This window comes from Methanocalculus pumilus (genome assembly GCF_055382585.1).
The window spans coordinates 1,927,176-1,951,081 of the sequence record NZ_AP042393.1; the positions used below are offsets into that span (position 1 = coordinate 1,927,176).

At 51.0% G+C, this 23,906-nt stretch carries 21 protein-coding genes; 15 read left to right on the forward strand and 6 right to left on the reverse strand.

What is annotated here, in order from left to right; genetic code table 11:
• Nucleotides 1–100 precede the first annotated feature (100 nt).
• The 7 genes from ACZ44I_RS10240 to ACZ44I_RS10270 all read left to right on the forward strand — a co-directional run bounded on the left by ACZ44I_RS10240 (nucleotide 101) and on the right by ACZ44I_RS10270 (nucleotide 10,304).
• Entirely contained in the window at nucleotides 101–3,001 is a 2,901-nt protein-coding gene (locus ACZ44I_RS10240) for a Cache 3/Cache 2 fusion domain-containing protein (RefSeq protein WP_464550224.1), read from the forward strand.
• A gap of 12 nt (nucleotides 3,002–3,013) precedes the next feature.
• Entirely contained in the window at nucleotides 3,014–3,520 is a 507-nt protein-coding gene (locus ACZ44I_RS10245) for a chemotaxis protein CheW (protein WP_464550222.1), read from the forward strand.
• A 93-nt stretch (nucleotides 3,521–3,613) separates the two neighbouring features.
• Nucleotides 3,614–4,807, forward strand: coding sequence for a sensor histidine kinase (locus ACZ44I_RS10250; protein ID WP_464550220.1), 1,194 nt, complete (start codon nucleotides 3,614–3,616; stop codon nucleotides 4,805–4,807).
• A 36-nt stretch (nucleotides 4,808–4,843) separates the two neighbouring features.
• Nucleotides 4,844–8,188, forward strand: a complete 3,345-nt coding sequence (locus ACZ44I_RS10255; RefSeq protein ID WP_464550218.1) for a PAS domain S-box protein — start codon at nucleotides 4,844–4,846, stop codon at nucleotides 8,186–8,188.
• A gap of 93 nt (nucleotides 8,189–8,281) precedes the next feature.
• Nucleotides 8,282–8,740 (forward strand): MBL fold metallo-hydrolase, encoded by a 459-nt coding sequence (locus tag ACZ44I_RS10260; protein WP_464550216.1) that lies wholly within the window; start codon nucleotides 8,282–8,284, stop codon nucleotides 8,738–8,740.
• A gap of 264 nt (nucleotides 8,741–9,004) precedes the next feature.
• Entirely contained in the window at nucleotides 9,005–9,628 is a 624-nt protein-coding gene (locus tag ACZ44I_RS10265; RefSeq protein ID WP_464550214.1) for a CheR family methyltransferase, read from the forward strand.
• Between the two features lie 52 nt (nucleotides 9,629–9,680).
• Nucleotides 9,681–10,304, forward strand: a complete 624-nt coding sequence (locus ACZ44I_RS10270) for an MBL fold metallo-hydrolase (RefSeq protein ID WP_464550212.1) — start codon at nucleotides 9,681–9,683, stop codon at nucleotides 10,302–10,304.
• 58 nt (nucleotides 10,305–10,362) lie between these two features.
• Here ACZ44I_RS10270 and ACZ44I_RS10275 read toward each other — a convergent pair whose 3' ends face one another.
• Both ACZ44I_RS10275 and ACZ44I_RS10280 read right to left on the reverse strand, forming a co-directional pair.
• Nucleotides 10,363–10,626, reverse strand: coding sequence for a type II toxin-antitoxin system RelE family toxin (locus ACZ44I_RS10275; RefSeq protein ID WP_464550210.1), 264 nt, complete (start codon nucleotides 10,624–10,626; stop codon nucleotides 10,363–10,365).
• Nucleotides 10,623–10,811, reverse strand: coding sequence for a hypothetical protein (locus ACZ44I_RS10280; RefSeq protein WP_464550208.1), 189 nt, complete (start codon nucleotides 10,809–10,811; stop codon nucleotides 10,623–10,625). Before ACZ44I_RS10280 ends, ACZ44I_RS10275 begins: the two co-directional genes overlap by 4 nt.
• 205 nt (nucleotides 10,812–11,016) lie before the next feature.
• On the opposite strand from ACZ44I_RS10280, the gene ACZ44I_RS10285 reads away from it, so the two are divergent.
• Genes ACZ44I_RS10285 through ACZ44I_RS10295 form a run of 3 tightly spaced genes read left to right on the forward strand, consistent with a single transcriptional unit; the run spans nucleotide 11,017 to nucleotide 12,736 of the window.
• The gene (locus ACZ44I_RS10285; protein ID WP_464550206.1) at nucleotides 11,017–11,517 is read left to right on the forward strand and encodes a metallophosphoesterase; all 501 of its coding nucleotides are present in this window, start codon (nucleotides 11,017–11,019) and stop codon (nucleotides 11,515–11,517) included.
• A gap of 58 nt (nucleotides 11,518–11,575) precedes the next feature.
• A complete protein-coding gene (locus ACZ44I_RS10290) occupies nucleotides 11,576–12,355 on the forward strand; it encodes a DUF2115 domain-containing protein (RefSeq protein WP_464550204.1) in 780 nt (259 codons plus the stop codon).
• A 42-nt stretch (nucleotides 12,356–12,397) separates the two neighbouring features.
• On the forward strand, nucleotides 12,398–12,736 hold the full coding sequence (locus ACZ44I_RS10295) for a cupin domain-containing protein (protein ID WP_464550202.1): 339 nt from the start codon (nucleotides 12,398–12,400) through the stop codon (nucleotides 12,734–12,736).
• Between the two features lie 33 nt (nucleotides 12,737–12,769).
• On the opposite strand, the gene ACZ44I_RS10300 is transcribed toward ACZ44I_RS10295, so the two are convergent.
• The 3 genes from ACZ44I_RS10300 to ACZ44I_RS10310 all read right to left on the reverse strand — a co-directional run bounded on the left by ACZ44I_RS10300 (nucleotide 12,770) and on the right by ACZ44I_RS10310 (nucleotide 16,719).
• A complete protein-coding gene (locus ACZ44I_RS10300) occupies nucleotides 12,770–14,305 on the reverse strand; it encodes a cache domain-containing protein (protein ID WP_464576517.1) in 1,536 nt (511 codons plus the stop codon).
• A gap of 139 nt (nucleotides 14,306–14,444) precedes the next feature.
• Nucleotides 14,445–14,867, reverse strand: a complete 423-nt coding sequence (locus tag ACZ44I_RS10305) for an META domain-containing protein (RefSeq protein ID WP_464550198.1) — start codon at nucleotides 14,865–14,867, stop codon at nucleotides 14,445–14,447.
• Nucleotides 14,868–14,943: 76 nt separating this feature from the next.
• Nucleotides 14,944–16,719: a PAS domain S-box protein gene (locus ACZ44I_RS10310; protein ID WP_464550196.1), complete on the reverse strand. Its 1,776-nt coding sequence runs from the start codon at nucleotides 16,717–16,719 to the stop codon at nucleotides 14,944–14,946.
• Between the two features lie 151 nt (nucleotides 16,720–16,870).
• On the opposite strand from ACZ44I_RS10310, the gene ACZ44I_RS10315 reads away from it, so the two are divergent.
• From ACZ44I_RS10315 to ACZ44I_RS10335, 5 genes are read left to right on the forward strand one after another with little or no spacing between them, the layout of a single operon-like run.
• Nucleotides 16,871–18,166: a COG1361 S-layer family protein gene (locus ACZ44I_RS10315; RefSeq protein WP_464550194.1), complete on the forward strand. Its 1,296-nt coding sequence runs from the start codon at nucleotides 16,871–16,873 to the stop codon at nucleotides 18,164–18,166.
• A gap of 31 nt (nucleotides 18,167–18,197) precedes the next feature.
• On the forward strand, nucleotides 18,198–20,063 hold the full coding sequence (locus ACZ44I_RS10320; RefSeq protein ID WP_464550192.1) for an efflux RND transporter permease subunit: 1,866 nt from the start codon (nucleotides 18,198–18,200) through the stop codon (nucleotides 20,061–20,063).
• A complete protein-coding gene (locus ACZ44I_RS10325; protein WP_464550188.1) occupies nucleotides 19,957–20,430 on the forward strand; it encodes an MMPL family transporter in 474 nt (157 codons plus the stop codon). Before ACZ44I_RS10320 ends, ACZ44I_RS10325 begins: the two co-directional genes overlap by 107 nt.
• A gap of 51 nt (nucleotides 20,431–20,481) precedes the next feature.
• A complete protein-coding gene (locus ACZ44I_RS10330; protein WP_464550186.1) occupies nucleotides 20,482–20,940 on the forward strand; it encodes an FKBP-type peptidyl-prolyl cis-trans isomerase in 459 nt (152 codons plus the stop codon).
• The gene (locus ACZ44I_RS10335; protein ID WP_464550184.1) at nucleotides 20,937–21,764 is read left to right on the forward strand and encodes a DNA-methyltransferase; all 828 of its coding nucleotides are present in this window, start codon (nucleotides 20,937–20,939) and stop codon (nucleotides 21,762–21,764) included. Before ACZ44I_RS10330 ends, ACZ44I_RS10335 begins: the two co-directional genes overlap by 4 nt.
• On the opposite strand, the gene ACZ44I_RS10340 is transcribed toward ACZ44I_RS10335, so the two are convergent.
• Nucleotides 21,757–23,895, reverse strand: coding sequence for a DEAD/DEAH box helicase (locus tag ACZ44I_RS10340; protein ID WP_464550182.1), 2,139 nt, complete (start codon nucleotides 23,893–23,895; stop codon nucleotides 21,757–21,759). The two genes, ACZ44I_RS10335 and ACZ44I_RS10340, sit on opposite strands and share 8 nt — an antisense overlap.
• Nucleotides 23,896–23,906: the final 11 nt, after the last annotated feature.

Here is a 23,906-nt window from a genome sequence, read left to right on the forward strand (position 1 = left end):
TGGAGATATCAAAGCCGGATTACTCAAAAGAGTAAGTAGTAATTACGCTTTATTTGGCTGAAAAACGATTATTCGGCCAATGTATTTGGAGGAGATGGTTATGAAAGAGGGGAAAGCCTCAAAAATCGGCAACATGAAGATCGGGACGAAGATCCTGCTCATCTGTCTGGCACTCGTCATCGTGCCGACGACTCTTCTTGGCCTCATTGCATATAATAGTGCAAGTGCGGCTTTGGAAGAACAGGTAGAGACTGAATTTGAAGTTCGTGTCAGTGAGAGCGCAAAACAGGTAGATGCTGTCTATACGCTCACCATGGATATACTGGAGGTCGGGCTGAACGTCCTCAGATCAGAATTCCAGAGTTATGGAACACCACAGATTCAGAATGACCAGATGGTTCTTGTTGATGCGGCAGGCCAGGTCACTGTGGTGAATGACAACAACGCAATGGTTGATGATGTGGTAAACCAGGTCGGCGGTGCGGCAACCATCTTCCAGGTGCAGGGCAACCAGGCGATCCGGGTTGCAACAACCGTTATCGGTGCAGATGGCAGGCGTGCCCTCGGAACACCGGTCTCGCAGGCGGTCTATGATGCAGTCGTTGTACGTGGAGAGACCTTTTATGGAACCGCAAATGTCGTCGGAGTCGACTATATCACTGTGTATGAACCGATCCGGGGTCCGGGCGGTGCGGTGATTGGTATCCTCTTCACCGGTGTCCGTGAAGATGCAACACTCGGTGTCCTCATTAACGACTTCAGGAGAACAGTGATCGGCCAGAACGGATATATTTACGTCTTTGACTCTACTGGAACCGCAGTCGTTCATCCGACCCTTGAGGGGCAGGATCTGTCACAATATGATTTCATCAGGGATATGCTGAGCCAGAAAGAAGGGCTCTTGAGATATGACTGGGAAGGTGAGGATAAGATCGTCGCATTCACCTACTATGAGCCTCTTGACTGGTATATTGCAGCAGGTGCTGACTGGGCAGACTTTACCGGGCCGATTGACGATATCAGGAACGCTATCCTGATCATCGTGATCGGTGCAGTCCTCATCGGCGGTGCAGTTGCTGTTCTCTTCGGGAGGAACATCGCAAGCAGGATGGATGACCTCGTCAATCTCGGCAGGCGTGTTCAGGACGGGGATCTCTCCGGAACTGTCACAACGGACGGGAGCGGGGACGAGATCGGCCAGGTAGCAGGTGCATTTGGCGGCGTTGTCTCAATAATCCAGCAGTTCGGCTCCGAGATGAACATGATCAGTGCCGCTGCCAGTGACGGAAAGCTGGATGTCAGGGGCGATACCTCGAAGTTCAAGGGCGATTATGCAAATATCATCCACGGCGTCAATGATATCCTTGATTCTGTTATCGGGCCACTCAATGTGGCAGCAGAATATGTCGACCGGATAAGTAACGGCGATATCCCCGAGAAGATTACAGACGAATATAAAGGCGATTTCAACGAGATCAAGAACAACCTCAACAAGTGCATTGATGCGGTGAACCTGCTTGTCAAGGATTCACACACACTTGCAGAGGCCACAATTGAAGGACAGCTTGATACCCGTGCAGATGCTGAAAAGCATGACGGCGACTTCAGGCTCGTCATTGAGGGACTAAATAACCTTCTGGATGCTGTTGTCAAGCCCGTCAAAGGTATGGGCGGAGCGATGAACAAGATCAGCAAAGGTGATATCCCCAAGAAGATCTCCAGTGAGTTCAAAGGCGAATACAATGAACTGAAGGAGAGCGTGAACAGGTGTATCGATGCAATCAACATGCTTATCGATGATGCAAACCTGCTTGCCGGGGCAGCAGTCGAAGGAAAGCTCGCCACACGTGCGGATGCATCGAAGCACCAGGGAGACTACCGGAAAGTCATCGATGGATTGAACAATACCCTTGATGCGGTTGTCCAACCCGTTAACGAAGTGATTCGTGTTGCCGACGCCTTTGCTAACGCTGACTTCAGCACCAGGTTCTCAGATGATGTCGCTGCAAAAGGCGATATGGAGAGGCTGAAGAACGCACTGAACAATGTCTCCATCAAGGTCTCACAGTCGATTGGTGAAGTCAACCGGATGATGGGAGAACTCGCTGCCATCTCTGAAGAGGCGAATGCCAGCATTGAGGAGGTATCTTCCGGTGCCCAGCAGATCGCAAAGAACACCAGTCACGTGAGCGAGAACTCCGAGAAGGCAAACAATGGTGCTGTGCAGGTGCTTCGGGCAATGGAGGATCTCTCTGCAGCAGTTGAGGAAGTCACCTCGAATGCCGAGTCGGTTGCCTCGCTTGCCCGGAATGCAAACGATCAGTCGAAAGAGGGGGCAAAGCTTGCTGCAGCAGCCGAGCAGGGTATCGGTGAGATCAGCCAGTCTGCGGCGGATGTTGATACAATTATCAAAGGCATCAACGAGCAGATGGAGCAGATCGGAAAGATCGTCGGCCTCATTGCAGATATCTCAAACCAGACGAACCTGCTGGCACTCAATGCCGCAATCGAAGCGGCACGTGCCGGAGATGCCGGCCGTGGGTTTGCTGTTGTCGCAGCAGAGGTGAAATCACTTGCCCAGGAGTCCGGATCATCTGCCGAGAGTATTGCGAGCATGATCGGAGAGCTGCAGGTTCAGGCAAAGAGGGCGGTCGAGGCGATGGGAACCGCAAATAACGCTGTTCATGCCGGATCTGATCAGATGGAGAAGACGATTGTCGCATTCAACGAGATCGTCCAGTCTGTTGAGCAGATCTCCCGTGCAATCGAGGAGGTTGCAAGTGCTTCTGAGGAGCAGGCGGCAACTGTCGAGCAGATCACCGCAAGCGTCCATGAAGTGACAAGCTTAATCGACGAGAATGCACGTGAGGCAGGAGATGCAGCAGCGGCAACCGAGGAGGCATCTGCCGGTATAGATGAGGTTGCACGGATGGTTGAGAACGTGAGCACAGTCGCAAACAAGACCCTCCAGGCGAACCAGCAGTTCAAACTGGCTAAGTAGGGGGATGAAACCATGGCAAGTGACGTGCATAGCGATGATAGCCAGGTGATGTCGGGGTCAATTCAGGTCGTCGAGTTTGTCCTCGGTGATGAGAAGTTTGCAATCGATCTCTTCGATGTCCGTGAGGTGGTGGAGTACACACGGATATCCGCCCTCCCCAACTCCCCTTCCTATATCAAAGGAATCATCGATCTCCGGGGCGAGATCACCACCATCATCGACTTAAAGGATCGCCTGAACATAACGAGAAAGAACGACCGGCCTGACGAGGAATCCAGGATCATCGTTCTTGACGAGAATATAACAAAGAAGAAGGTCGGGATCATGGTCGACGATGTCCTCTCGGTCTCGACATTCGAGATGAACCAGGTCGACAGAACCGGTGCGGCTGATGTCGATGACGATTCAAGTATCCTCGGCATCATCAAGAAGAAGACCAGGGTGAAGGATAAGGATCAGACAGATCTGATCATCTGGATCGACATCAAACAGCTCCTCGGTGATATGCTGAAGATGTAGGATAGCCCCTATCCAGGCTATCTTTTGAGGGATATCTTCTCCATTCATCCAAACCTTCTTTTTTGCATAGAGATCGGGATACAGGATACTCAGATGAAGATTGATACGAATGAATACCTCCCTCTCCTCCTTGTTACAGTCACAACCACGCTGTCAATCATCATCGGGTTTCTGGCGCTCAATTCGGGTATCTATTTCATCTTCCAGAACCTCTTCTACATCCCGATCGTAATCGCCTGTATCTACTATACACGACATGGGCTCCTCTTCTCCGTTCTTCTTTCAGCACTCTATCTCGGCATGCTCCTCTCCTATGCAGGAGCCGGATACCTGACTGAAGGCCTGATCCGGTTTCTGCTCTTTGTGGCAATTGCCTTCATCGTCACCCTCCTTGCGGAGAAATCAGAGGGGATCGAGGAGAAACTTGAGACGATGAATGAGGAGCTTCTTGATTCAAACACCATCCTGCTTGAGATGAATGAGCGGCTTGCACGGACAGAAGAGGAGATACGATCCCAGTTTGAAGAGCTCGTGATAACCCAGAATGCTCTGAAGGATGAGCTCGAGCGGAAGACAGATTTTGTCATGATCGCCTCCCATGAACTCCGCACACCTCTTCAGCCGGCGCTGGGCTATCTCAGCCTCCTCACCTCCGATCCAAAAGGCTTTGGTCTCTCTGAAGAGGTTGTCGAACTCCTCAACCGTTGCCAGAAGAATATCGATCAGGAGCGTAAAATCATCGATCGGGTCCTCGAACTCTCGCTTGTTGATTCCGGCAAGATTGAACCGGTATATGATCCCATCCTCCTTCACGATTTTCTTAATGATATCATAGAGACATCTGGATATGGATCAGATGCGGAGATAACCAATGAGATTCCACATGATCTAATCCTTCAGGGTGATCCATCCCTACTCTACCAGGTCTTTTCAGTCATCCTCTCAAATGCAATCCGTTTCAATGAACCTCCCCGCAAGGTTTCCCTTCTCTATAACGGGGAAGATAGCGGGCATTCAATCGGGATCAGGGATAACGGGATTGGAATTCCCGTAGATGCACAGGAGAAGATCTTTGAGCCGTTCCATATCGCCGATCATAATACCCTGAGCCGGCAATATAACCGTCTTGGACTCGGCCTTCCTATCGCCAAACGGTATGTTCAGCTTCATGGCGGGAGGATTACTGTTGAGAGCAGACCGGGGGAGGGGAGTACTTTTACGGTATGGCTTCCTGAGAAGCAGGCAGTTGCAGAAGAGCCCTCTTATAACAGAAATGATACAACATAACATAATTTTATCTATTTCCGATGCTACCATAGCTTGATGGTCGATACTTCCGATCAAATCCTCTCAATCCTCTATGTGGATGATGAGCCCGGACTTCTTGAGATTGGAAAGATTTTTCTCGAAAAAACCGGGATGTTCACCGTCACAACAGCAGGGGGAGCAGATGAAGGGATTAAACTTCTCAAAAAACAGCCTTATGACGCGATCATCTCAGATTACCAGATGCCAAAATGCGATGGAATCGCGTTTCTAAAATATCTGCGAGCAAGAAAGGACACAACACCCTTCATCATCTTCACCGGAAAAGGGCGTGAGGAGGTCGTCATCGAGGCACTGAACGAAGGTGCCGACTTTTATCTTCAGAAAGGAGGAGATCCGAAGGCACAGTTTGCAGAACTTGCAAATAAGGTTTCATATGCCATAATAAGGAAGAAGGCCGAGACTGCACTTCGTGAGAGCGAAGATCGTTACAAAAACGTCGTTGAAACCCAGTCCGAGTTCATCTGCCGCTTCCTGCCAGATGGCACTTTTCTCTTTGTCAATGATGCTTATTGCCGTAGATTCAAAAAGTCTGCTGAAGAACTGATTGGAACACGATTCAAACCACTCATCCACAGAGACGATCAAGATAAAGTCACTCGTCAGTTTGCCTCGCTCACCCCCAAAAACCCTGAAAGCATCATTGAACAGAGGACAATTCTCCCCGATAATAAGATCGTATGGGATCGCTGGAGTACACGGGCATTCTTTGATGATTACGGCAAGGTCCGTGAATACCAGTCTGTTGGCAGGGATATCACTGAACTCATGGAACGTGACAGGCTCTTGCAGAAGAAGAATGAAGAGCTGGCAGCATCTGAAGAGAAGATCCGAGAACAGCTTGAGGAGAATATTGCCGCACAACGGCAGCTTGTACTCTCCGAGGAGCGGTATAGGGCAATCTTTGAAAATACTGAAGCAGCGACGATAATTATCGAGGAAGATACCAGCATATCGTTAGCAAATAGTGCATTTGCAAAGCTCTATGGATATCCACAGGATGAGTTGATTGGAATCAGCTGGACAAAGTTTGTGAGCCGGCAGGATATCGAGCAGATGATCGCCTTCCACCGGCAGAGGAGGGAGGAGGGAGGAGAGCCGCCTAGACAGTATGAGTTTACCTTCATCAACCGTTACGGGGAGTTACGTCCCATCCACCTGACAGTTGGTATGATCCCGGGGACACGCCAGTCTGTTGCCTCATTTCACGATCTCACTGATGTGAAGCAGACGGAACTGGCACTCCGACAAAAGAACGAGGAGCTGGCTGGAGCTGAAGAAGAGCTCAGAACACAGCTTGAGGAGATTATCAGTATACAACAGATGCTGGAAGAGACCAATGAATATCTTGAAAACCTTATTACTCATGCCAATGCCCCGATCATTGTCTGGGACAGGGATCTCAGGATAACAACATTCAATGATGCATTCGGGAGGCTGACGGGCATACCACCGGAACAGGCGATAGGATCTCAGATCGAACTGCTTTTCCCGGAAGAGAGACGGGAAGAATCGATGGATCTGATCAAAAGAGCCATGGCGGGGGAGATGTGGGATGTCGTCGAGATACCAATCCTGAACCAATCCGGGGAAGTGAGAACCGTCCTATGGAATTCTGCTAACATTCGCAGTAGCGACGGGGAGATGATCGTTGCCACGATTGCCCAGGGGCAGGATATCACTGATCGGAAAGAAGCCGAACAGATCCTTCTCCAGAAGAACGAAGAGCTTCATGCTGCATATGAACAGCTGAAGGCATCCGAGGAAGAACTCAAAGATAGCATCGATGAGCTGACAAGGCATGAACAGTTCATTCGTGAGAGCGAGTCACGGCTCAGGTACCTCCTCGGTTTCTATGAGAGGGCACACCTGCCGGAGAAGGAACTGCTTGCCTATGCCTTGGAAGGAGCATCCGTGATCACAGGGAGCCAGCTTGGATACCTCGCCTTCCTGAATGATGATGAGAGCGAACTCTCGATGTACGCATGGTCTGAGACTTCCATGAAGGAATGCTCCATGCAGGAGAAGCCGATCGTGTATGCAGTGGAGAGGACAGGGTTATGGGGAGAGGCGGTGCGGCAGCGGCGTCCGGTGATCACAAATGATTATGCTGCTCCAAATCCGGGGAAAAAAGGCTATCCTAAGGGACATCCGCAAATCATCCGACATATGAACGTCCCGATCCTTGACGGGGAGCAGATCGTAATCGTCGCCGGGGTTGCGAACAAGCCACTGGATTACACCGATAACGATACCATTCAGCTCACGCTCCTGATGCAGGGGCTCTGGCAGGTCCTTAAAAGACGCCGGATCGAAGAGGAATTCCGGAGGCAGGAGGAGCAGCTTACCGAGATTACTGAGATGGTTCCAGGAGTGGTCTTCCAGTTTTATATCCGGCCGGATGGAGAGAAAGGATCATACTATATCAGTAGCCGGGCAGAGGAAGTGTTTGGTATCAGAAGCTCTACCGAGGAATTCTTTGAAAGGTTCACAGAGCAGGTGGATCCCCGTGATCGTGATGCATTCATCGAGTCGATTGAGGATGCTGCAAAGGCCGACCTCACCTGGAACTATGAAGGGAGATTCATCAGACCTTCCGGAGAAGAGATCTGGTTCCAGGGAATGTCCCGTCCGATTCAGCGAGGATCTGAGCTTCTATTCAACGGCATCCTGCTGGACATAACCGATCGGAAAGAAGCAGAGGTAGCATTATCACAAACCCACAAGAAACTCAGGATTCTCTCATCCATAACGAGTCATGATATAGCCAATAAAATTATGACAATCCGGGGGCTGCTTGAGATCGCTTTGGATCAGGAGGATAAACAATATACGGGCATCTGCCATGATGAGATCCGAAAAGCCACTGATGCCATTGAGCGCCAGATTGTCTTTATGCGGGAATATGAGCAGATTGGGATACAGGAATCCAGCTGGATAGAGCTTGCTCATCTCATTTCAAGGATAGACGACAGTCAAATCCCGGTTCAGAATACCTGCCCGGAGATCTCATTCTATGCCGATCCGATGGTTGAGAAGGTCTTCCAGAACCTCTATATGAACACCATCCTGCACGCACAGACTGCAAGATGGATCGTCATCTCATGTGAGGAGAGGGAAGGGGCTCTCGCAATCATCTGGAAAGATGACGGCCCCGGCATCCCTGATGATCAGAAAGAGGAGATCTTTGTACGGGGTTTTGGCAAAAACACCGGTTTTGGACTCTTCCTCGCCCGCGAGATCCTCGCCATCACCGGGATTACAATTCAGGAGACCGGAACCTACGGCAAAGGGGCGAAGTTTGAGATTGTGGTGCCGGAGGGGGCATGGCAAAGAATTTGATTCTCCAGTCAATACAGTGATTATCTAAAGATTCTGCAGGAGAAGCAATGTGAGAGAGGGGGAACCGTTTCCCTCATAATTCAAGGTATTTTCATGAAGGTCATCAACCCGACTGAAGAGAGCGATATCTACACCTCGAATGTCTATCCTGTCACCGGCGACTGGAAGACGCTGGATGATCAGAATACGCTGGTTGATGCTGGGCGTGATCCAAAGATTATCGAGAAGATTACCAGATCAGCTGCCGGTGTCGGGAAGCGGAAGCTTGACCAGGTGATACTCACGCACGATTACTATGATCATGCATCGCTAACCCACGAGATCAAGAAGCTATTCTCCCCGACGATCTATGCCTTCTCGGATTCAAAGGGCTGTGTAGATATCGTCCTCAGAGGAAAAGAGATCATTCGTGTTGGCGATCGCTTCTTTGAGGTGATCCACACACCCGGACACACCGGGGACTCAATATGCCTCTTCTGCGAGGAGGAAGGAGTCCTCTTTTGTTGGCGAGACCATTCCGGTCCATGGGGGGCCGGGTTGCAGGTACGATGAGAGATTTATCCATGCTCTCTTCTTATTGCCACAAAAGATGTGATGGCGATCTACTATGGACATGGCAGACCGATGTTTGGAAGGTGCAACACAATCATCGAGAACTCGATTAAGAGTGTCAGAGAAACAGGAAGACCCCGATAAATTCGCTGAAGAAGGAAGATACAGAGTTGTTGCACAAGCATCCATGGCAGACTCTCCTCAATCAATGGTGCAAACCCCGGTTTTATCATCCCTCCCATCAAATATTTAGTGGACCAAAGCATGGCATTCACCTACTTCTTTCGGGATCTCCAGACGCTCCAGATGATAATCGATCATATGCTCCCCTCCATCCGTGGGAGGACGCATATCAATATCTGGAGTGCCGGGTGTGCGATGGGACAGGAGCCCTACACAATCGCCCTTCTCCTGAAAGAGCATATGGGGGCGATGATCTTTCGGAATGTCAGGATACTTGCAAGCGACATCGATCATTCAGACCTCTTTGGAGAGATAATCGGAAAGGGCAGCTATCCCTATGTGGAATTAAAAAGGATTCCGGAAGAGTTCTTTACAAAGAATTTTACTCCGGATCCAAAAAAAGACGGACATTTCATCATAGCTGAGGATGTCAGGAACCGGATTACCTTTAAACGGCATGATCTCCTCACATACATTCCTCCCGGCAATAATTTCTCACTGATCAGCTGCAAGAATGTCCTCCTCCATTTCACAGAAGAGCAGAGGATCAAGGTGATCAGGATGTTCCATGAGACCCTTGTTGACGGCGGCTTCTTCCTTACAGAACAGACCCAGAAGATGCCTCCCGAGGTTGCAGATCTCTTTGAGCAGGTCGTCCCAAATGCCCAGGTCTTCAGAAAACTGCCTGCCGATTCCCGTTCCTGAAAAATAAGGATAAATCATTTGTTTTCGACAAGAGAAAGAGGCTCAGATCACCATGAAGATTCAAAACCTGACCGGCAATAGTAGCATGTACACCTCGAATGTGTATCTGGTCACCGGAACATGGAATGCACTTGCTGATCAGAACACGCTCATTGATGTCGGACGTGATCCATCGATCATCGAGGTGATACAGAATGCCCATAGCGGTGTTGGGAAGCGGAAGCTTGACCAGGTGATACTCACCCATTCACATTATGATCATGCGTCACTCCTTCCGCAGATCATAGAGAACTTCCAGCCAACGATCTATGCCTTCTCAGAAGCTCTTAAGGGCGTCAACACCTATCTGAGGGGCGGAGAGATCATACGTATCGGAGATCGCCGGTTTGAAGTCATCCATACACCAGGTCACACACAGGACTCAATCTGCCTGTACTGCGAGGAGGAGGGTGTTCTCTTTGTAGGAGATACACCAATCATCATCAGGACATCCGGAGGCACATATGAAGAGAGGTTCTTCAATGCAGTGCGGTATATTGCCACAAAAGAGGTTAAAGCGATCTATTTTGGCCATGGCAAACCGATGCTTGAGTATTGCAACAACACTCTTCAGAACTCTCTCAGAAATATACGAAACAGCAGAATACTCTCTGAGAATCAACCAGGCAATCCATGATCATCGGCATCCTCGCTGACACCCAGGACAGCCTGCGATGGCATTTGCCATCTAACCATCAGTACTCCCTGCCTCTTTTAAATACCTCAATAACCCTCACAGAAGTAGCATCCACGGCATAAATAATACGATACTCCCCAACCCGTAGACGGTATTTTTTCGGATCGAAATCAGTAAGTACTTTTATATCAAGACCGGAACGTGGAGTAAATGGATCCGCAGATAAATGAGTGAGTGAATTTCGTATTCGATTGCGAGTATCCTCACTGAGCGTGTAAAATTGTTTTTCAAAGGTTCGTGAAACCAAAACCGGGTATATCACAGTGCATCAAGAGGAAGGAACTCTTCTGTTTCTAATATCGTATTCCAGCGTTCATTCAGATTCTTCCAGTTCACTTCACTGAGTAATTTCCGTATGATGGTATCATAACTCTCACCTTCTTTGCCAGCGCTCCGAAGCAGTTCTTTTGTATCGGAAGATACTGTTATGGTCGTTATAGATCCCATAATAATTGTATATTATCCTCTCAGACATAAGAGGCTTCCTTCACGATTTCAACACAGAGGAGGCCCATGGCTTTTGATTATGGCCTTGATGAGCCAAAGATCGAGACTTCAGAAAACTGGTTTACCATCACCTTCCCGTGAACAGGTAGAGAACACAACAAAGAGATACAGGTATTATGGTTCAGATGCAAAACACGTCTAAATCATGATAGGCATCCTCGCTGACACCCACGACAACCGCCCCGCCATCCGGGAGGCGATCGATTTATTCGTCTCACTGGATACCGGCCTCGTACTCCATGCAGGCGATATCACCACACCCCAATCACTTGAGATCTTCTGCGATCTCCCCTGTGAGATGATCGGGGTCTTTGGAAACTGTGACCGGCAACAGAAGTGGCTCAGGGACGAAAGCAGGAGATGCGGCACGATACGGGTAGAGAACCGTGTCGCCGAACTCTCAATTGATGGGCTCAGGATCGGGATGGTGCATGGGGATGATCCCGGATCTGTTCTGGCACTCGCTGAGGCGGCTGTATTTGACGTCATCATCTCCGGACATACCCACCGCCCGGTGATCAGGAAGTCAGGAGAGAGTATCCTGATCAATCCGGGCGAAGCCTGCGGTGAGCGGTACGGGAAGGCAACGATCGCGATCCTTGATACAGATACTTTGGAAGCAGAGATCCTTACGCTCACTTTTTGATGTTCGGAAGGGCACCATATGAGCAGCATACACTCAAACAGATACAAAAGTGATACAATTGGGAATACAGGCAATCTTTGAATGGTTTAAGAGAAAGATCTCCGGCGGGGAGAAGAAACAGGATCGTTCATCAGATGAAGATATACATGCCCTGCTCATCGACACCTATGCAGATTCTGAAGCAGGGGATCTCACCACAGAGATAAGGACTATCGATCAGATCGCCCTCTCCTGCCGCCGGATGCAGCATGCAGAAACGAAGGGAGATCTGATCCGCCTCCTTGCAACAGAGGTGAAGAGATTCTCTCTTCATGACCTTGAGATGATGTATGCACGATTCGAGGAGAAGACACGCAATCTGCCCAATCAGTACCGGGATCTCCTCCTTCCAAAAGTGAAGGAGCAGATCTTCCCAGCCCACCATCGGCTCCTCCTCCTTGCCCGAAACGGAGCCGGTGACGAAGAAGAGGCACCCCTCCAAAAAGCGGCTGGATTGTACTTCATAATGGTTGAAGCTGCTGTAAGGAAGAAGGCAAAAACAAATGAACCGACCTTCCTCTATCTCAAATATCTCCTCGCCGGATTTTGGATCTTTGTGATGGAGGAGCCGGCACATCCAATCGGCACCCCGTTTCCGGGAGGCCAGATCGTTGATGCATGGGAAGGAGAGTACCTCTGTCCTGTCCGGGACAAAGCAGACGGGATACCCTTTGCACTCTGTCCATTCTGCCCTGCAAGGCAGAGCGATGAGCCGACGTACCCTGAGATGAGAGAGGTGCGGAAGGAGCGGAGACGAAAAGAGTCACTGAATAATTACTGGACCAACTACAAAGGCTGACCATACGAAGGTTAATTATCGGCGCCCAACAAGCTCTAGCACATGAAGATCGTTTCTGTTGCCGATGTGCACTCCGCACCAAACCCGCATCATGTCGATGCACGAAAGATATACGATACCGAACATGCAATAGCCGTGGTCATCACGCTCGAACCGGGTGAGGCACTGAAGAAGCATGCCACTCCGGTGGATGTCTTCTTCTATGTGCTTGAAGGAACCGGTGTTGTCGAGATCGGAGAGGAGAGGAAAGAGGTTCTGAAGGATATGCTGGTTGAAAGCCCGGCAATGATCCCACACCGATGGATGAATGAGAGCAGGGAGATCTTCAGGGTGCTTGTTGTGAAGATCCCACGCCCCACCACGGAGACAAAGCTGCTCTGAGCCATTTACCTCCCAATATTCGTTCTTTTCAGCCTAAAACTCCTTTATAACCAGCAGTCTCCAATCGGTTCCATGGAGGGAGACGGTATCCCAGACGATATGTTTCTTCACACCCGAGAGACCGATGATGGCTGCTCCTTTTGGTTCGGTCAGTATACGGGATCTGAAATGCCTCACATCAGGGTAGATTTCATATTCCGGATCCGGGAAGATCATCGCCCCAATCTCCTTTGGATCTTCTGCATAGAGGACTGTGCCATCCACCTGAATCGCCCGTGCCGAGTATGGCGATCCGATTTCCGCCTTCTCTGCTGCCCCGCCAAGAAGAACTGACGGAAGAATGATCGCGGAGATGCCACCTGCAATTCTGCCATCAGCAGTTACAACCGGGTACGCGATTGAGACTCCATCCTGCCCCTCAACGGCATGGAGCAGATGTGAGAGTACCGGCTTCTTCTCATCCAGTATAACACGGATATGTGGCTGGGCTGAGATATCCACCCCGATAGCCGATGCATATGCTTCGGGATAGACATCAATGATCCGGCCTTCTGGATCAAACGAGACAACATCATAAACCGCTTCCGAGGTGCCGGCGACATACGCGAGCACCTCATGGGTGGAGGGGTCATCAAGCCCGACAGCGCTTGCATGAGCTCCTGCAAGCAGCACCTCGTTATCGAGGGAGTTGAGCTCTGCTTCTGTCTCTTCATGATACCGGGAGAGGAGAGCCTGCATCACGATCTCATCTGAAAACGTGCTTTCACCCGTATAGTAGATGCCTGCTCCAATCCAGTAGGTATCATCCACCATCCTGACATAGCTCACTTTTGGTTCAAGCTGCATCCCTCTCCCGGGGTTTGGATAATGGTAATAGATGAAACCGCCACCAAGCCGGGAGAGGGCGATCTCGATACGCGTTACATTCAACCCATGGTGATCGGTGAGATCGAGCATGCTTGTCCCGGAAAGCTCGGGCTGGTAGGGGAGGGCAAGCGCAATTCCATCCATATCAAGGGCATAGATGTAGAGATCACCCCGGACATAGGGGCCTTTTAGATCATTGAAGGTGGCAAGCGCCTCCTCTTTCCCGACACGCTCTGCATAGAGTGCGGCATCGTCAACAAAATCAGAAAGGGCCGCTGTCACGTCGGGATCCGGCATCATCGTATCATCTGTGGAATAGAGACCTGATCCAAGCACCCATCCATCACCGCCTTTCATCACATAGCTGATCTTGGGTTCCACGGCAAAGCCATGTGTTGGGTTTGCGTAGAGATACCTGACAAAACCACCACCTGAAAGACCGGTTTCTATAATTTCCCTGATGAAATAGCGGCCCTCTGCATCCTGGAGATCAGAGCGGCTGGTTCCTATCTGGTCTGGTTCAAAGGGAAGGGCAAGTGTGGTACCATCCTCTTCATAGGCAAAGATATAGAGATCTCCTTTCACAAATGGTCCACCCGGATCATTGAAGGCGAGGAGTGCAGCCTCTTTCCCATGCATATCAGCATACTCAAATGCAGTCTGTACAAACGCCACCATCTCTTTTGGGGATGCATCAGACACCACTTCCGGTTCAGAATCAGAAAGACAGCCCGTTACAGAGATCAGAAGAAGGAGACAAAGTCCAACAATATAAAAACCCTTTTGCATAACAGATGATAGTTCATCGGAGAAGGGGAAAAAAGGTTTCTTTTCCGAAGAATCACCGCATCTTTCCGGCAACCAGGATCTCCCGGCCACCTGCCCCGTACATCATCAGGATATCGCCATCAATCTGATACGAGCGGACCTGTTCAAGCAGGAAGAGAAAACGACCCTCCTGTTCCATAACATCCTCATCAGGGCAGTACATCAGGGTAGAGAGAGGCGATCTGAAGGCAATCTCTGTTTCACTGGCACGATACTCAGCAGAATAGCTGTTGCATCCGGCAGTTCCACTGGCTTTGCCATCTTCTGAGAAATGGAGGGTGGCATACGTATCTGCCCGCACCATCTCACCGTCAATGCCCTCATAGGCAACAAGTGTCCATGATGTTCCCGACAATCCGCCTGTCACCATGGAGCAGCCAGCGGTGACAAGAACGGCTGCGAGGAGAATGGCGATTATGAAGAAACCAGATCTCATGCAGGAGAGATTGGAGGGAGAGAAGATAACCCCTCACCCGTACATGAAACCAGGCCTGCCAGATAAGAGAAGAGGATTAAGAACCCTGCTCAGCAGCAAGGAGCCGATCAAGCACCGACTTGCATCGCCTGAGCTCCTCTTCATTCTCCACCTGGCGCGTGACATCAATCCCGGTGCTGACGATATGGGTGACGTTCCCGCCGTCATCGCAGACAACCGAGTTCGACCAGTCAATTATTATGGGAGTCTGATTCCTGCATGTCAATGTGCCCCGTATACGTGAACCACGCCTTGTCTCAACCAGTGTTTGGATATGGGCACGCACAGCCTTGATCATATCCTGAGAGGTAAACATCTCCCAGATATGCTTCCCGAGAACTTCTTCTTCACGGTACCCAATCAGCTCTTCTGACCTTCGGTTGAACCGGAGGATCCGGCCCTTTGGATCGAGAACAAATATGGCAGCATCCACTGTGGCAAGGATCGTATCAGAGAGATCCCTCTCTCTCCGAACCTTCAATCCGGCCTCCATCCATTCGATTGCAAACCCAATCTTCTCAGCAAACATGGAGAGGAGCCGCTCTTTACCCTCATAGTACTTAGGCTCCTCGTCCCTGCCGCCAAAACCAACCTCGAAGGAGCCGACCTCCTCTCCGCCAGCATAGATTGGACGTGAGAACACAAAGGGAAGGCCTTCTGGAATTCCGCTCTCATAGATATCATGCCCGTAGGTAATCCGAACTCCTGTGGGACCCCGTTTCGACCAGCATTTCCCAACCACCCTGACAAGTTCATTGAGAAGTGCCGGGAGTGTCATCTCGGAGTTGATTGTCCCTGAAAACCGCATGATGCACTCGATCTCCTGAAAACCCCCCTCAAGCTGATCCTTCTGCGAAAGGAGTGCAAGCTCTATCTCTTTTCGATCGGAGATGTCATTGCCGACCGACAGAACTCCGATCACTTCACCCTCATCATTTCTGATCGCCCGGTTAGACCATTGAACCCAGACGAGGCGGCCATCTTTTGTGATATTGGCGTTTTCATTCCGCCTGTATGAATCGGTATCGGTGCAGACCTCTGCAATCAGCTCTTTCAGATCACGGCCTGAGAGTTCTTCGGGGGGAACAATTGTCCCGATGGCACTTCTGCCGAGGACCTCTTCCTTGGAATACCCGAAGAATGTCTCGGCAAACTCATTAAAGAAGATTATATTGCCATTTTTATCAAGTTTAATAATGATTGCATCGGCCATCTCCACAAGCTCACGGTACTGGTGTTCCCTCTCCCTGAGCTCTTCGATCATCCGGACTTCTTCGGTGATATCCACCATGACAATGACATACACTGCATGATGCGCCTCATCAACTGATGGGATGATATGAATATGGAGATGGATAACCTCTCCTCCATCCAGATGAAGGGGATACTCAAGCACCTCCTCGGAGTCGCCAATTTTCCCTTCAAGGACGGACAGAAGATCGTGCACACCGGAATCGGCAACCTCCACATACCTGAGATCCCGGCCTATCAGATCACCGCTTTGTTTCCCCATGAGTTCAAGGCACGCATCGTTGATCACGAGAAGACGGAGATCAGAATCCAGAATCATGATCCGTTCATTCATTTTTGATATGAGTGATGCGAGAGGTACGCGATATGCTGGCGAATAAATCTTGGCCTTCCCAAACATCCTCATCTCGACAAGCCCTGCCGCATACATGCCATCGAGATATCGTCCGGTAGAGTGCTTGTTTTTCCCAAGTGCCTGCGCTATCTCGGTAACGCTCATACCATGCGGGTGTTTCCTGAGAAGTTCGCGGATTTCAATATATTCATCCCGGAGAGGTTCCATTGAGTGTCACTATTTGTTCCTAATATTTAAAAATATTTACTATAGGATACACATAACCCGGAGATGTATTTTGCCAAGTGCGACCTATAAGAGACATTCTTAAATATGATACGAAGCAAACGATAATACTCAAAAATTTATGGTGCAATCAATGAACCAGAACCATCACATTCAAAGAAACTGCCTCAGAGGAATTCTTATCCTCTCTCTGATTCTGGCAGCCGTCATCACACCGGCAGCAGCCGGTGAGAAGTATCTCTACGGATCCCCCGAACTCAGGGTTGCGATCAGCGGGACAAATGAGTTTTCTCCGGGAGAAGAGGCAACCGTCGCTATCATGGTTGAAAATACCGGACTTACCAGCGTCAAGATCATACGGAGCGAGATCATCTCACGGGATGATCGCCCCGATACCGCAAAGATGGCAGTCGTAAGCCTTGTCCCAGGAGATGCGCCACTCACCATTAAGACCGATCCACAGATGATCGGAGACATCAATGGGGGGAGTAGCGCCACCGCATCATTCACCATCCAGTTTGATGAGGATGCCAAAGCCGGAGCCTATACCATACCAGTCAGCATCGAATATACCTACCTCTCAAGTGCTGAACAGCATGGAGATGATTTCATCAGGTATTATTACAATAAAAAAGTGGTTCACGAAGAGCTTCAGGTTGTCGTAAAACCGGATGTCAGGCTCCTCGTCACCGATATACAGACTGATGCAATCAATGTCGGAACCGAAGGATATGTCACGCTGACTGTCAGGAATGCCGGATCCGAAGATGCCCGGTCTGCCTCACTCAAGATCGATCGGAGCGGAACAAGTCCGCTCATCCCGACTGATAGCAGTGCATTTATCGGCGACTTCCCTGCAGGATCGACCGTTACCCGGACATTCAAAGTTTCAGTATCCACAAACGCCGAACCTGGCGACTATCCCCTCTCAGTCTATGCAGAATATAAGGACAGGAACGGCCAGATACAAACATCAGATCCACGGACCTTCGGAGTCAGTACCGGCGGAAAAATTGAGTTTACTGCCATCTCCCCTCCGGCTGTTGTGAGACCGGGGCAGAAGACCGTCATTGATGTCGAATACAAAAATATCGGCGAAGCACCGGTTTACCGGGCCACCGCACGGATATCAGCAGTCGATCCCTTCACCTCAAATGACGATACCTCATACCTCGGTGACCTAGCCCCCGGAGAGACGAAGGTGGCACGGTACATCCTGAATGTCGATTCTGGTGCAACCGAGAAGATCTATGGGCTCGACTCGGAGATCCGGTACCGCGATTCCCTCGACAATACCCAGATCTCAAAGACAATGAAGGTTGAGGTGGAAGTTGTCCCGCGTGAAGCGACAATTCCACCAGTACTGATTGCAGTCATCCTGATTGTTGTCATCGGCGCAGGATACTGGTACTACCGGAAACGGCAGTAATCACCTTTTTTTTAAGGAGACGACTGCTACCATGCAGATCTACGAAAAAATCTCTGATGCAATAAACCGGCACCCGGCAAAGATAGCCGCAGCAATAGTCCTGCTCCTCATCATCGGGCTCTATGGGATGACCATGACCGAGATGGAGACGGGTGCAGAAACCTATATCGATCCGGATACCCCCAGGTACATTCTTCTCGATAAGTACCAGAGCACCTTCTCTTCTGACTCAATTATGATCCTCGTTGAGACCGAGGATGTGACAAATCCGATTATTCTCGACTATATGGCGGATCTTAAGAGAGATCTTGTACGTGAACGGCATGTCACCGGCGTTATCGGGATAACAGATTATCTCACAAATACCAATGGCGGGGAGATACCCGCCTCGATTGCCGAGGTAGAAGCCGCAAAAGAACAGATTGATCCTGCTCTTTATGATCGGCTGGTTCCGGCCACCTCGATGACGATCATCCAGATCACCCTTGATACGGGCCTCACACTGGATACCCAGTTTGAGATCGTCGACTCAATCGATACGCTCATCCAGATATCTGATCCCCCACCAGGAACTACAGTCTCGCTCACCGGCAACCCTGCCTTTGCCAAACAGATGATGGATGAGATGGGTACCTCGATGGGGAGCCTCATCGGCATTGCAATGCTCCTGATGATACTTGCAGTCGGCATCCTCTTCAGTGCTGTCCGGTACCGCCTCCTCTCTGTTGCAATCGTTGCAAGCGGCCTCATCTTCACGTTCGGATTCATGGGCCTGACCGGGATCAAGATCAATATGGTGACGATCGCTGCGTTCCCGGTCTTAATCGGGATCGGGATCGATTACGCGATTCAGTTCCATTCCCGGCTTGATGAAGAGGTCAGAAACACGTCATTACCCGAGGCTATCAAAATAACGATGACCAAATCCGGACCATCGATCCTGTACGCAATGCTCGCCACCTCAATGGGGTTCCTCGCAATGTGGACATCACCGCTTCCGATGATCAGGAGTTTTGGAGAAGTCTGTGTGATCGGGGTTGTCTGCTGTTATCTTGCGGCACTCTTCATCGTCCCGGTCTTTGCCACCCTGCTGAAGTACCAGCCAAAACCAGTCCCCGAAAACAAAGGGCTGGCACTTGGGGACCGGTACAATCTTGGTATCGGAAAGATGGCAGGCGGTATATCCCGATTCCCGCTGATCATCCTTGGTATATGCGTACTCCTTGCTGTGGGAGGATTCTCGGTGGACGATCAGATCATCGTCAATACCGATGAAAACTCCTTTGTTCCACCAGATATGCCCGCAAGGGTACAGATCGAGAAGGTAACCCGTGCAATGGGGCCAGCATCTGCCACCCCAATCTTTGTGAGGGGTGATCGGGTATCGGCTCTGGATTCGATCACCTGGATGCATAGTTTCCAGCAGTACCAGGAGGAGAGTAACGAACTTATCACTGGTACACGGAGCATCGCCGATCTGGTGATCCAGTACAATGGCGGCTCCCTCCCTGAAACTGATGCTGAACTCGCGGTGATCCTTGAGAGAATACCACCTGAGCTCCGTGACCATTATTTAAGCGGCCATTCAATGGCGCTCATTGAGATCTCCACCCTCGAAATGGATGCAACAATTGCTATGTCCTTTGTCGAGCGGCTCCAGCATGAACTCACCTGGCACCAGCCGCCGCCCGGGATCACCGCATCGCTCACCGGGATGGGAGAGATGTTTACCGATCTTGATCACCCAGATCCGGGAGACCAAGACCACAATGACCATCCTTGGGTTCGTGATGATCTTCGTCTTCCTCTTCATCGTCTACAGGAAGAGCCTGAAGGCGGCAACGCCCCTTGTTCCGATCATCCTGATCGTCGGGTGGAACAGCCTGATCATGTATGAACTTGGGATCGACTACTCGCCCATGACCGCAACGCTCGGATCGATGACGATTGGTATTGCCTCAGAGTATACCATCCTGATTGCAGAGCGGTACTATGAGGAGCGTGAGAAGGGTTTGCTGAAGATGGATGCAATCCGCGAGAGTGTCCAGAAGATCGGAACCGCAATCACCATATCCGGTCTTACAACAGTCTTTGGGTTCTCTGCACTGATCACCTCCAGCTTTGGGATCATCAGCAACTTTGGTATCCTCACAGTCATCTCAGTCGGTTTTGCGCTGATGGGTGCCATCATCGTGATGCCCGCAATCCTCTCACTCATAGGAAACGGTGTAGAGGAGAATACTGAAGAGAAAGCAGTTGCATAATCCCCACACCCCCCCTCTTTTTCAGATCTCCCGGACAACAGGTACATCAGAATGAGACATCCAAAGACAGGCGACACGGTCTTTGTTCATTTCATCGCACGGCTTGATGATGGCAACGTCATTGAGGAATCAGAAGCAGATCATCCTGTTGAAGCGGTGCTTGGCGCAGGTACGATCAATCCCTCCTTTGATGAAGCACTCAGAGAGATGAAGGAAGGGGAGAGCCAGACGATCACCCTTCCACCCGAAAAAGCATACGGGAGATATAATAAGAGGCTCGTCTTCAGGCTGAAGCGCAAAAAGCTTGAACTCATAGGAGAACCGAAGGAAGGGGATTTCGTAAAAGTCGGTCTTCCCGGCGGAAAGAATGCGCTTGTCATGATCCTTGCAATCGATGAGAAGAAAGTCACAATCGATGCCAATCACCCTCATGCCGGGGAGACGATCCACTATACCCTTACACTTGAACGGATCGTTTTCGCAGAAGAACTGGAGGAGCCAGAGCCATGAAACCGAACACAATCTATCAGATGGACTGTATCGAAGGGATGGAAGGAATGGAAGCAGGCTCAGTCGACCTGATCGTCACCTCGCCGCCATACAACATCGGAAAAGCCTACACCACCTATGATGACACAATCACCCGCTCAGAGTACCTGGAGTGGATGGGAGAGGTAGCAGAAGCCTCTCAGCGGGTTCTGTCGGACTGTGGATCATTCTTCCTGAATATCGGGGGCACACCGACAGACCCCTGGATACCGATCGATGTGGCAAATGAGTTCCGGAAGAAGGGGTTTTACCTCCAGAATATGATCCACTGGATCAAGTCCATCGCAATCCCACGCCCCGATATGGGATCGTACAATAATATCACCGGAGATATCGCGGTCGGCCACTATAAGCCGATTAACAGTAAGCGGTTCCATCATAACTGCCACGAGTTCATCTTCCATTTCACAAAAACCGGCGATGTCCCGCTTGATAAGCTGGCGATCGGGGTTCCTTATCAGGATAAGAGCAATATCGGGAGGTGGAAGAATGCAGGATCAGATCTCCGGGACCGGGGGAACACCTGGTTCATCCCGTACGAGACGATCAATGAGAAGCGGCCCCACCCGGCAGTCTTCCCAATCGGTCTTCCCACCCTCTGTATCAAAGACCATGGTCTTGATCGATGCCGCCTTGTGCTCGACCCTTTCATGGGGATCGGATCGACCGCCATCGCCTGCATCCGGCTTGGTATAGACTATATTGGCTTTGAGATCGACTCCTCGTACCGGGAGATTGCAAGTGAGAGGATACGGGAGGAGAAAAGGCAGATCCGCTTCACATAGGAGAATAACGCTCTCTGACAGCCGCAACCACCTCCGGCAGGGAATAGATATCCACTGCCGCCATCCTCTGCCGGATCTCGTCAGGAAGCAGCCTGCCAAATGCCCAGGTCTCAGGCGGCAATGGGGGTAGCTGCCGGATAAGCTCCTCCTCTGGCATTCTTCTCAATTCCATCAGGGCATCCCGGATCTCTTCTTCTCCATCCTCACCCAAAGGCACCTCGACGGTGACGGCAGCATATGTGCTCCGAACCCGCCAGCGGGGGGGCAGGAGATGCCTCAGCAGGTGGGCGAGAGTTGCATTCTGCCGCTCCCCAAGGAATGTCCAGACTGAGATGAGCTCTCCTGCCAGAAGCGGCTCTGAGATGACGCAGATCTTCTCCGGATTGATCCCATGTGGCCAGGAATGGATCTCGTCATTGATCGCCTCCTGCATCCCTTCCGGGAGCATTAGATCTGATCCCCGCCTTGCTGCCATTCTTCCCACCGCGTGTGCGAGGAGGGGCGATACCCCTGCCCTCCCACCGCCTGTCCAGAAGGGACGGGGGCCATTCCGATCGGATTGAATGACAAGAAGCCCCCGCCGTGCATCATCACGGGAGATCACCCGCCACCCCCGTCCGGCGAGGGTGAAACCTTCTTCAGCTGCGATCCCGACGAACGAGGGATCAAGGGTTCCGACCGCCTGCCCATCCGGCGTCACTGCCCGGTATCCGCCGCCTGCGGAGAGCACCGAGCAGAGGGCGATCCAGTGCGAACGTGAAAGTTCAGCCTCGGCAGTTATCCCGATCACAACCAGATCCCCATCCATCGCGAGGTACCCATTGGCAAGCAGGTGATCGAGGATCAGATCCAGATCCTCCTCAGAGATACCGGCAAAAGGAGAAAGATTCAGGAGCTCTTTCTTAAGAGGGCGCCTCCCAAGGCAACGCCTCTTTCTCAGGAGTATAAAGAGCTGTTGCAGAAGGACATTGCAGGGAAAGCGAAGCGGCCGCAGTGGTTCTGCTTCATGGTTCCGGGCAGCTTCTATTGCTGCGGCAGCCAGCAAGGCCTCTTCACCAGATGCCAGGATGAAGACCATCTCCTGCGGCATATTCCTCCTGCCGGATCGTCCGAGCCGCTGAAGGAATGATGAGACTGAATCCGGTGCACCGTACTGCACCACAAGATCGAGGCCACCGATATCGATCCCGAGTTCGAGCGTGCTGGTGCAGACGATGCACGCAGGACCGTCCCCCTGCATCGCCGTTTCTGCTTCAGACCTGAGATCGGACGAAACAGCCGAATGATGGATAAAAACCGGATGCTTCCGCTGCATAAGCACAGCATGGAGTTTCTCTGCCTCATTCCTGCTCCCGGCAAAGACGAGCGCCTTTCTATTGGCGATGGTCCCTGTCAGTGACCGGATCCGCACATCCTCCACAGGATCAATGGTAAACGAGAACCGCCTGCCTTGTGACGGGGGATCGAAGACAACAAGGTGCTGTCTCCGGCCCTCTTCCGAGAACCATTCAAGCAGTGCCTCGGGATTTCCTACCGTTGCAGAGAGACCGAACCGCCGCACCTGCCTTCCGGAGCTGAGATCGAGACGATCGAGAAGGCAGGCGAGCTGAACACCGCGATCTGAGCCCATAAATGCATGCACTTCATCGACGATCACCGATCTGAGATTGGTGAGGGCAGATCCATAAACCGGATCCAAAAGGAGTATTTCGAGTGATTCGGGTGTGGTGAGAAGAATATGAGGGGCTTCACCATCCTTCCAGGTGCGATCCGATCGCCCGATATCACCATGCCATGCACGCACCTCAAGGCCGAGTGGTGCCGTCATCCTGGTGATCCGATCGAACTGATCGTTAATCAGTGCCCTGAGCGGAGAGAGATAAAGGATGCCCACCGCCTCAGTACCTGCCTTCAGAAGATCGTCAAGCGCAGGCAGGAAGGCAGATTCGGTCTTGCCACCGGCGGTTGGCGCAATGATGATCAGATCAGCACCGGCTAATTCCGGGGAGAGTGCCGCTTCCTGGACAGATCGGAGATCATCCCAGCGGAGTGTCGAGGAGAGTATCTCACAGAGCCCGGGATGGATACGGGAATAAGCACCTGCTGGATAAGATGGGGATTTTTCCGGCATAAAGACCGGAC

What these genes read in the sequence shown, in the direction of transcription:
- ACZ44I_RS10240 (WP_464550224.1), top strand. Translation starts at nt 101, where the DNA reads ATGAAAGAGGGGAAAGCCTCAAAAATCGGCAACATGAAGATCGGGACG.
- ACZ44I_RS10245 (WP_464550222.1), top strand. Translation starts at nt 3,014, where the DNA reads ATGGCAAGTGACGTGCATAGCGATGATAGCCAGGTGATGTCGGGGTCA.
- ACZ44I_RS10250 (WP_464550220.1), top strand. Translation starts at nt 3,614, where the DNA reads ATGAAGATTGATACGAATGAATACCTCCCTCTCCTCCTTGTTACAGTC.
- ACZ44I_RS10255 (WP_464550218.1), top strand. Translation starts at nt 4,844, where the DNA reads ATGGTCGATACTTCCGATCAAATCCTCTCAATCCTCTATGTGGATGAT.
- ACZ44I_RS10260 (WP_464550216.1), top strand. Translation starts at nt 8,282, where the DNA reads ATGAAGGTCATCAACCCGACTGAAGAGAGCGATATCTACACCTCGAAT.
- ACZ44I_RS10265 (WP_464550214.1), top strand. Translation starts at nt 9,005, where the DNA reads ATGGCATTCACCTACTTCTTTCGGGATCTCCAGACGCTCCAGATGATA.
- ACZ44I_RS10270 (WP_464550212.1), top strand. Translation starts at nt 9,681, where the DNA reads ATGAAGATTCAAAACCTGACCGGCAATAGTAGCATGTACACCTCGAAT.
- ACZ44I_RS10280 (WP_464550208.1), bottom strand. Translation starts at nt 10,811, where the DNA reads ATGGGATCTATAACGACCATAACAGTATCTTCCGATACAAAAGAACTG.
- ACZ44I_RS10285 (WP_464550206.1), top strand. Translation starts at nt 11,017, where the DNA reads ATGATAGGCATCCTCGCTGACACCCACGACAACCGCCCCGCCATCCGG.
- ACZ44I_RS10295 (WP_464550202.1), top strand. Translation starts at nt 12,398, where the DNA reads ATGAAGATCGTTTCTGTTGCCGATGTGCACTCCGCACCAAACCCGCAT.
- ACZ44I_RS10305 (WP_464550198.1), bottom strand. Translation starts at nt 14,867, where the DNA reads ATGAGATCTGGTTTCTTCATAATCGCCATTCTCCTCGCAGCCGTTCTT.
- ACZ44I_RS10310 (WP_464550196.1), bottom strand. Translation starts at nt 16,719, where the DNA reads ATGGAACCTCTCCGGGATGAATATATTGAAATCCGCGAACTTCTCAGG.
- ACZ44I_RS10315 (WP_464550194.1), top strand. Translation starts at nt 16,871, where the DNA reads ATGAACCAGAACCATCACATTCAAAGAAACTGCCTCAGAGGAATTCTT.
- ACZ44I_RS10320 (WP_464550192.1), top strand. Translation starts at nt 18,198, where the DNA reads ATGCAGATCTACGAAAAAATCTCTGATGCAATAAACCGGCACCCGGCA.
- ACZ44I_RS10325 (WP_464550188.1), top strand. Translation starts at nt 19,957, where the DNA reads ATGATCTTCGTCTTCCTCTTCATCGTCTACAGGAAGAGCCTGAAGGCG.
- ACZ44I_RS10330 (WP_464550186.1), top strand. Translation starts at nt 20,482, where the DNA reads ATGAGACATCCAAAGACAGGCGACACGGTCTTTGTTCATTTCATCGCA.
- ACZ44I_RS10335 (WP_464550184.1), top strand. Translation starts at nt 20,937, where the DNA reads ATGAAACCGAACACAATCTATCAGATGGACTGTATCGAAGGGATGGAA.
- ACZ44I_RS10340 (WP_464550182.1), bottom strand. Translation starts at nt 23,895, where the DNA reads ATGCCGGAAAAATCCCCATCTTATCCAGCAGGTGCTTATTCCCGTATC.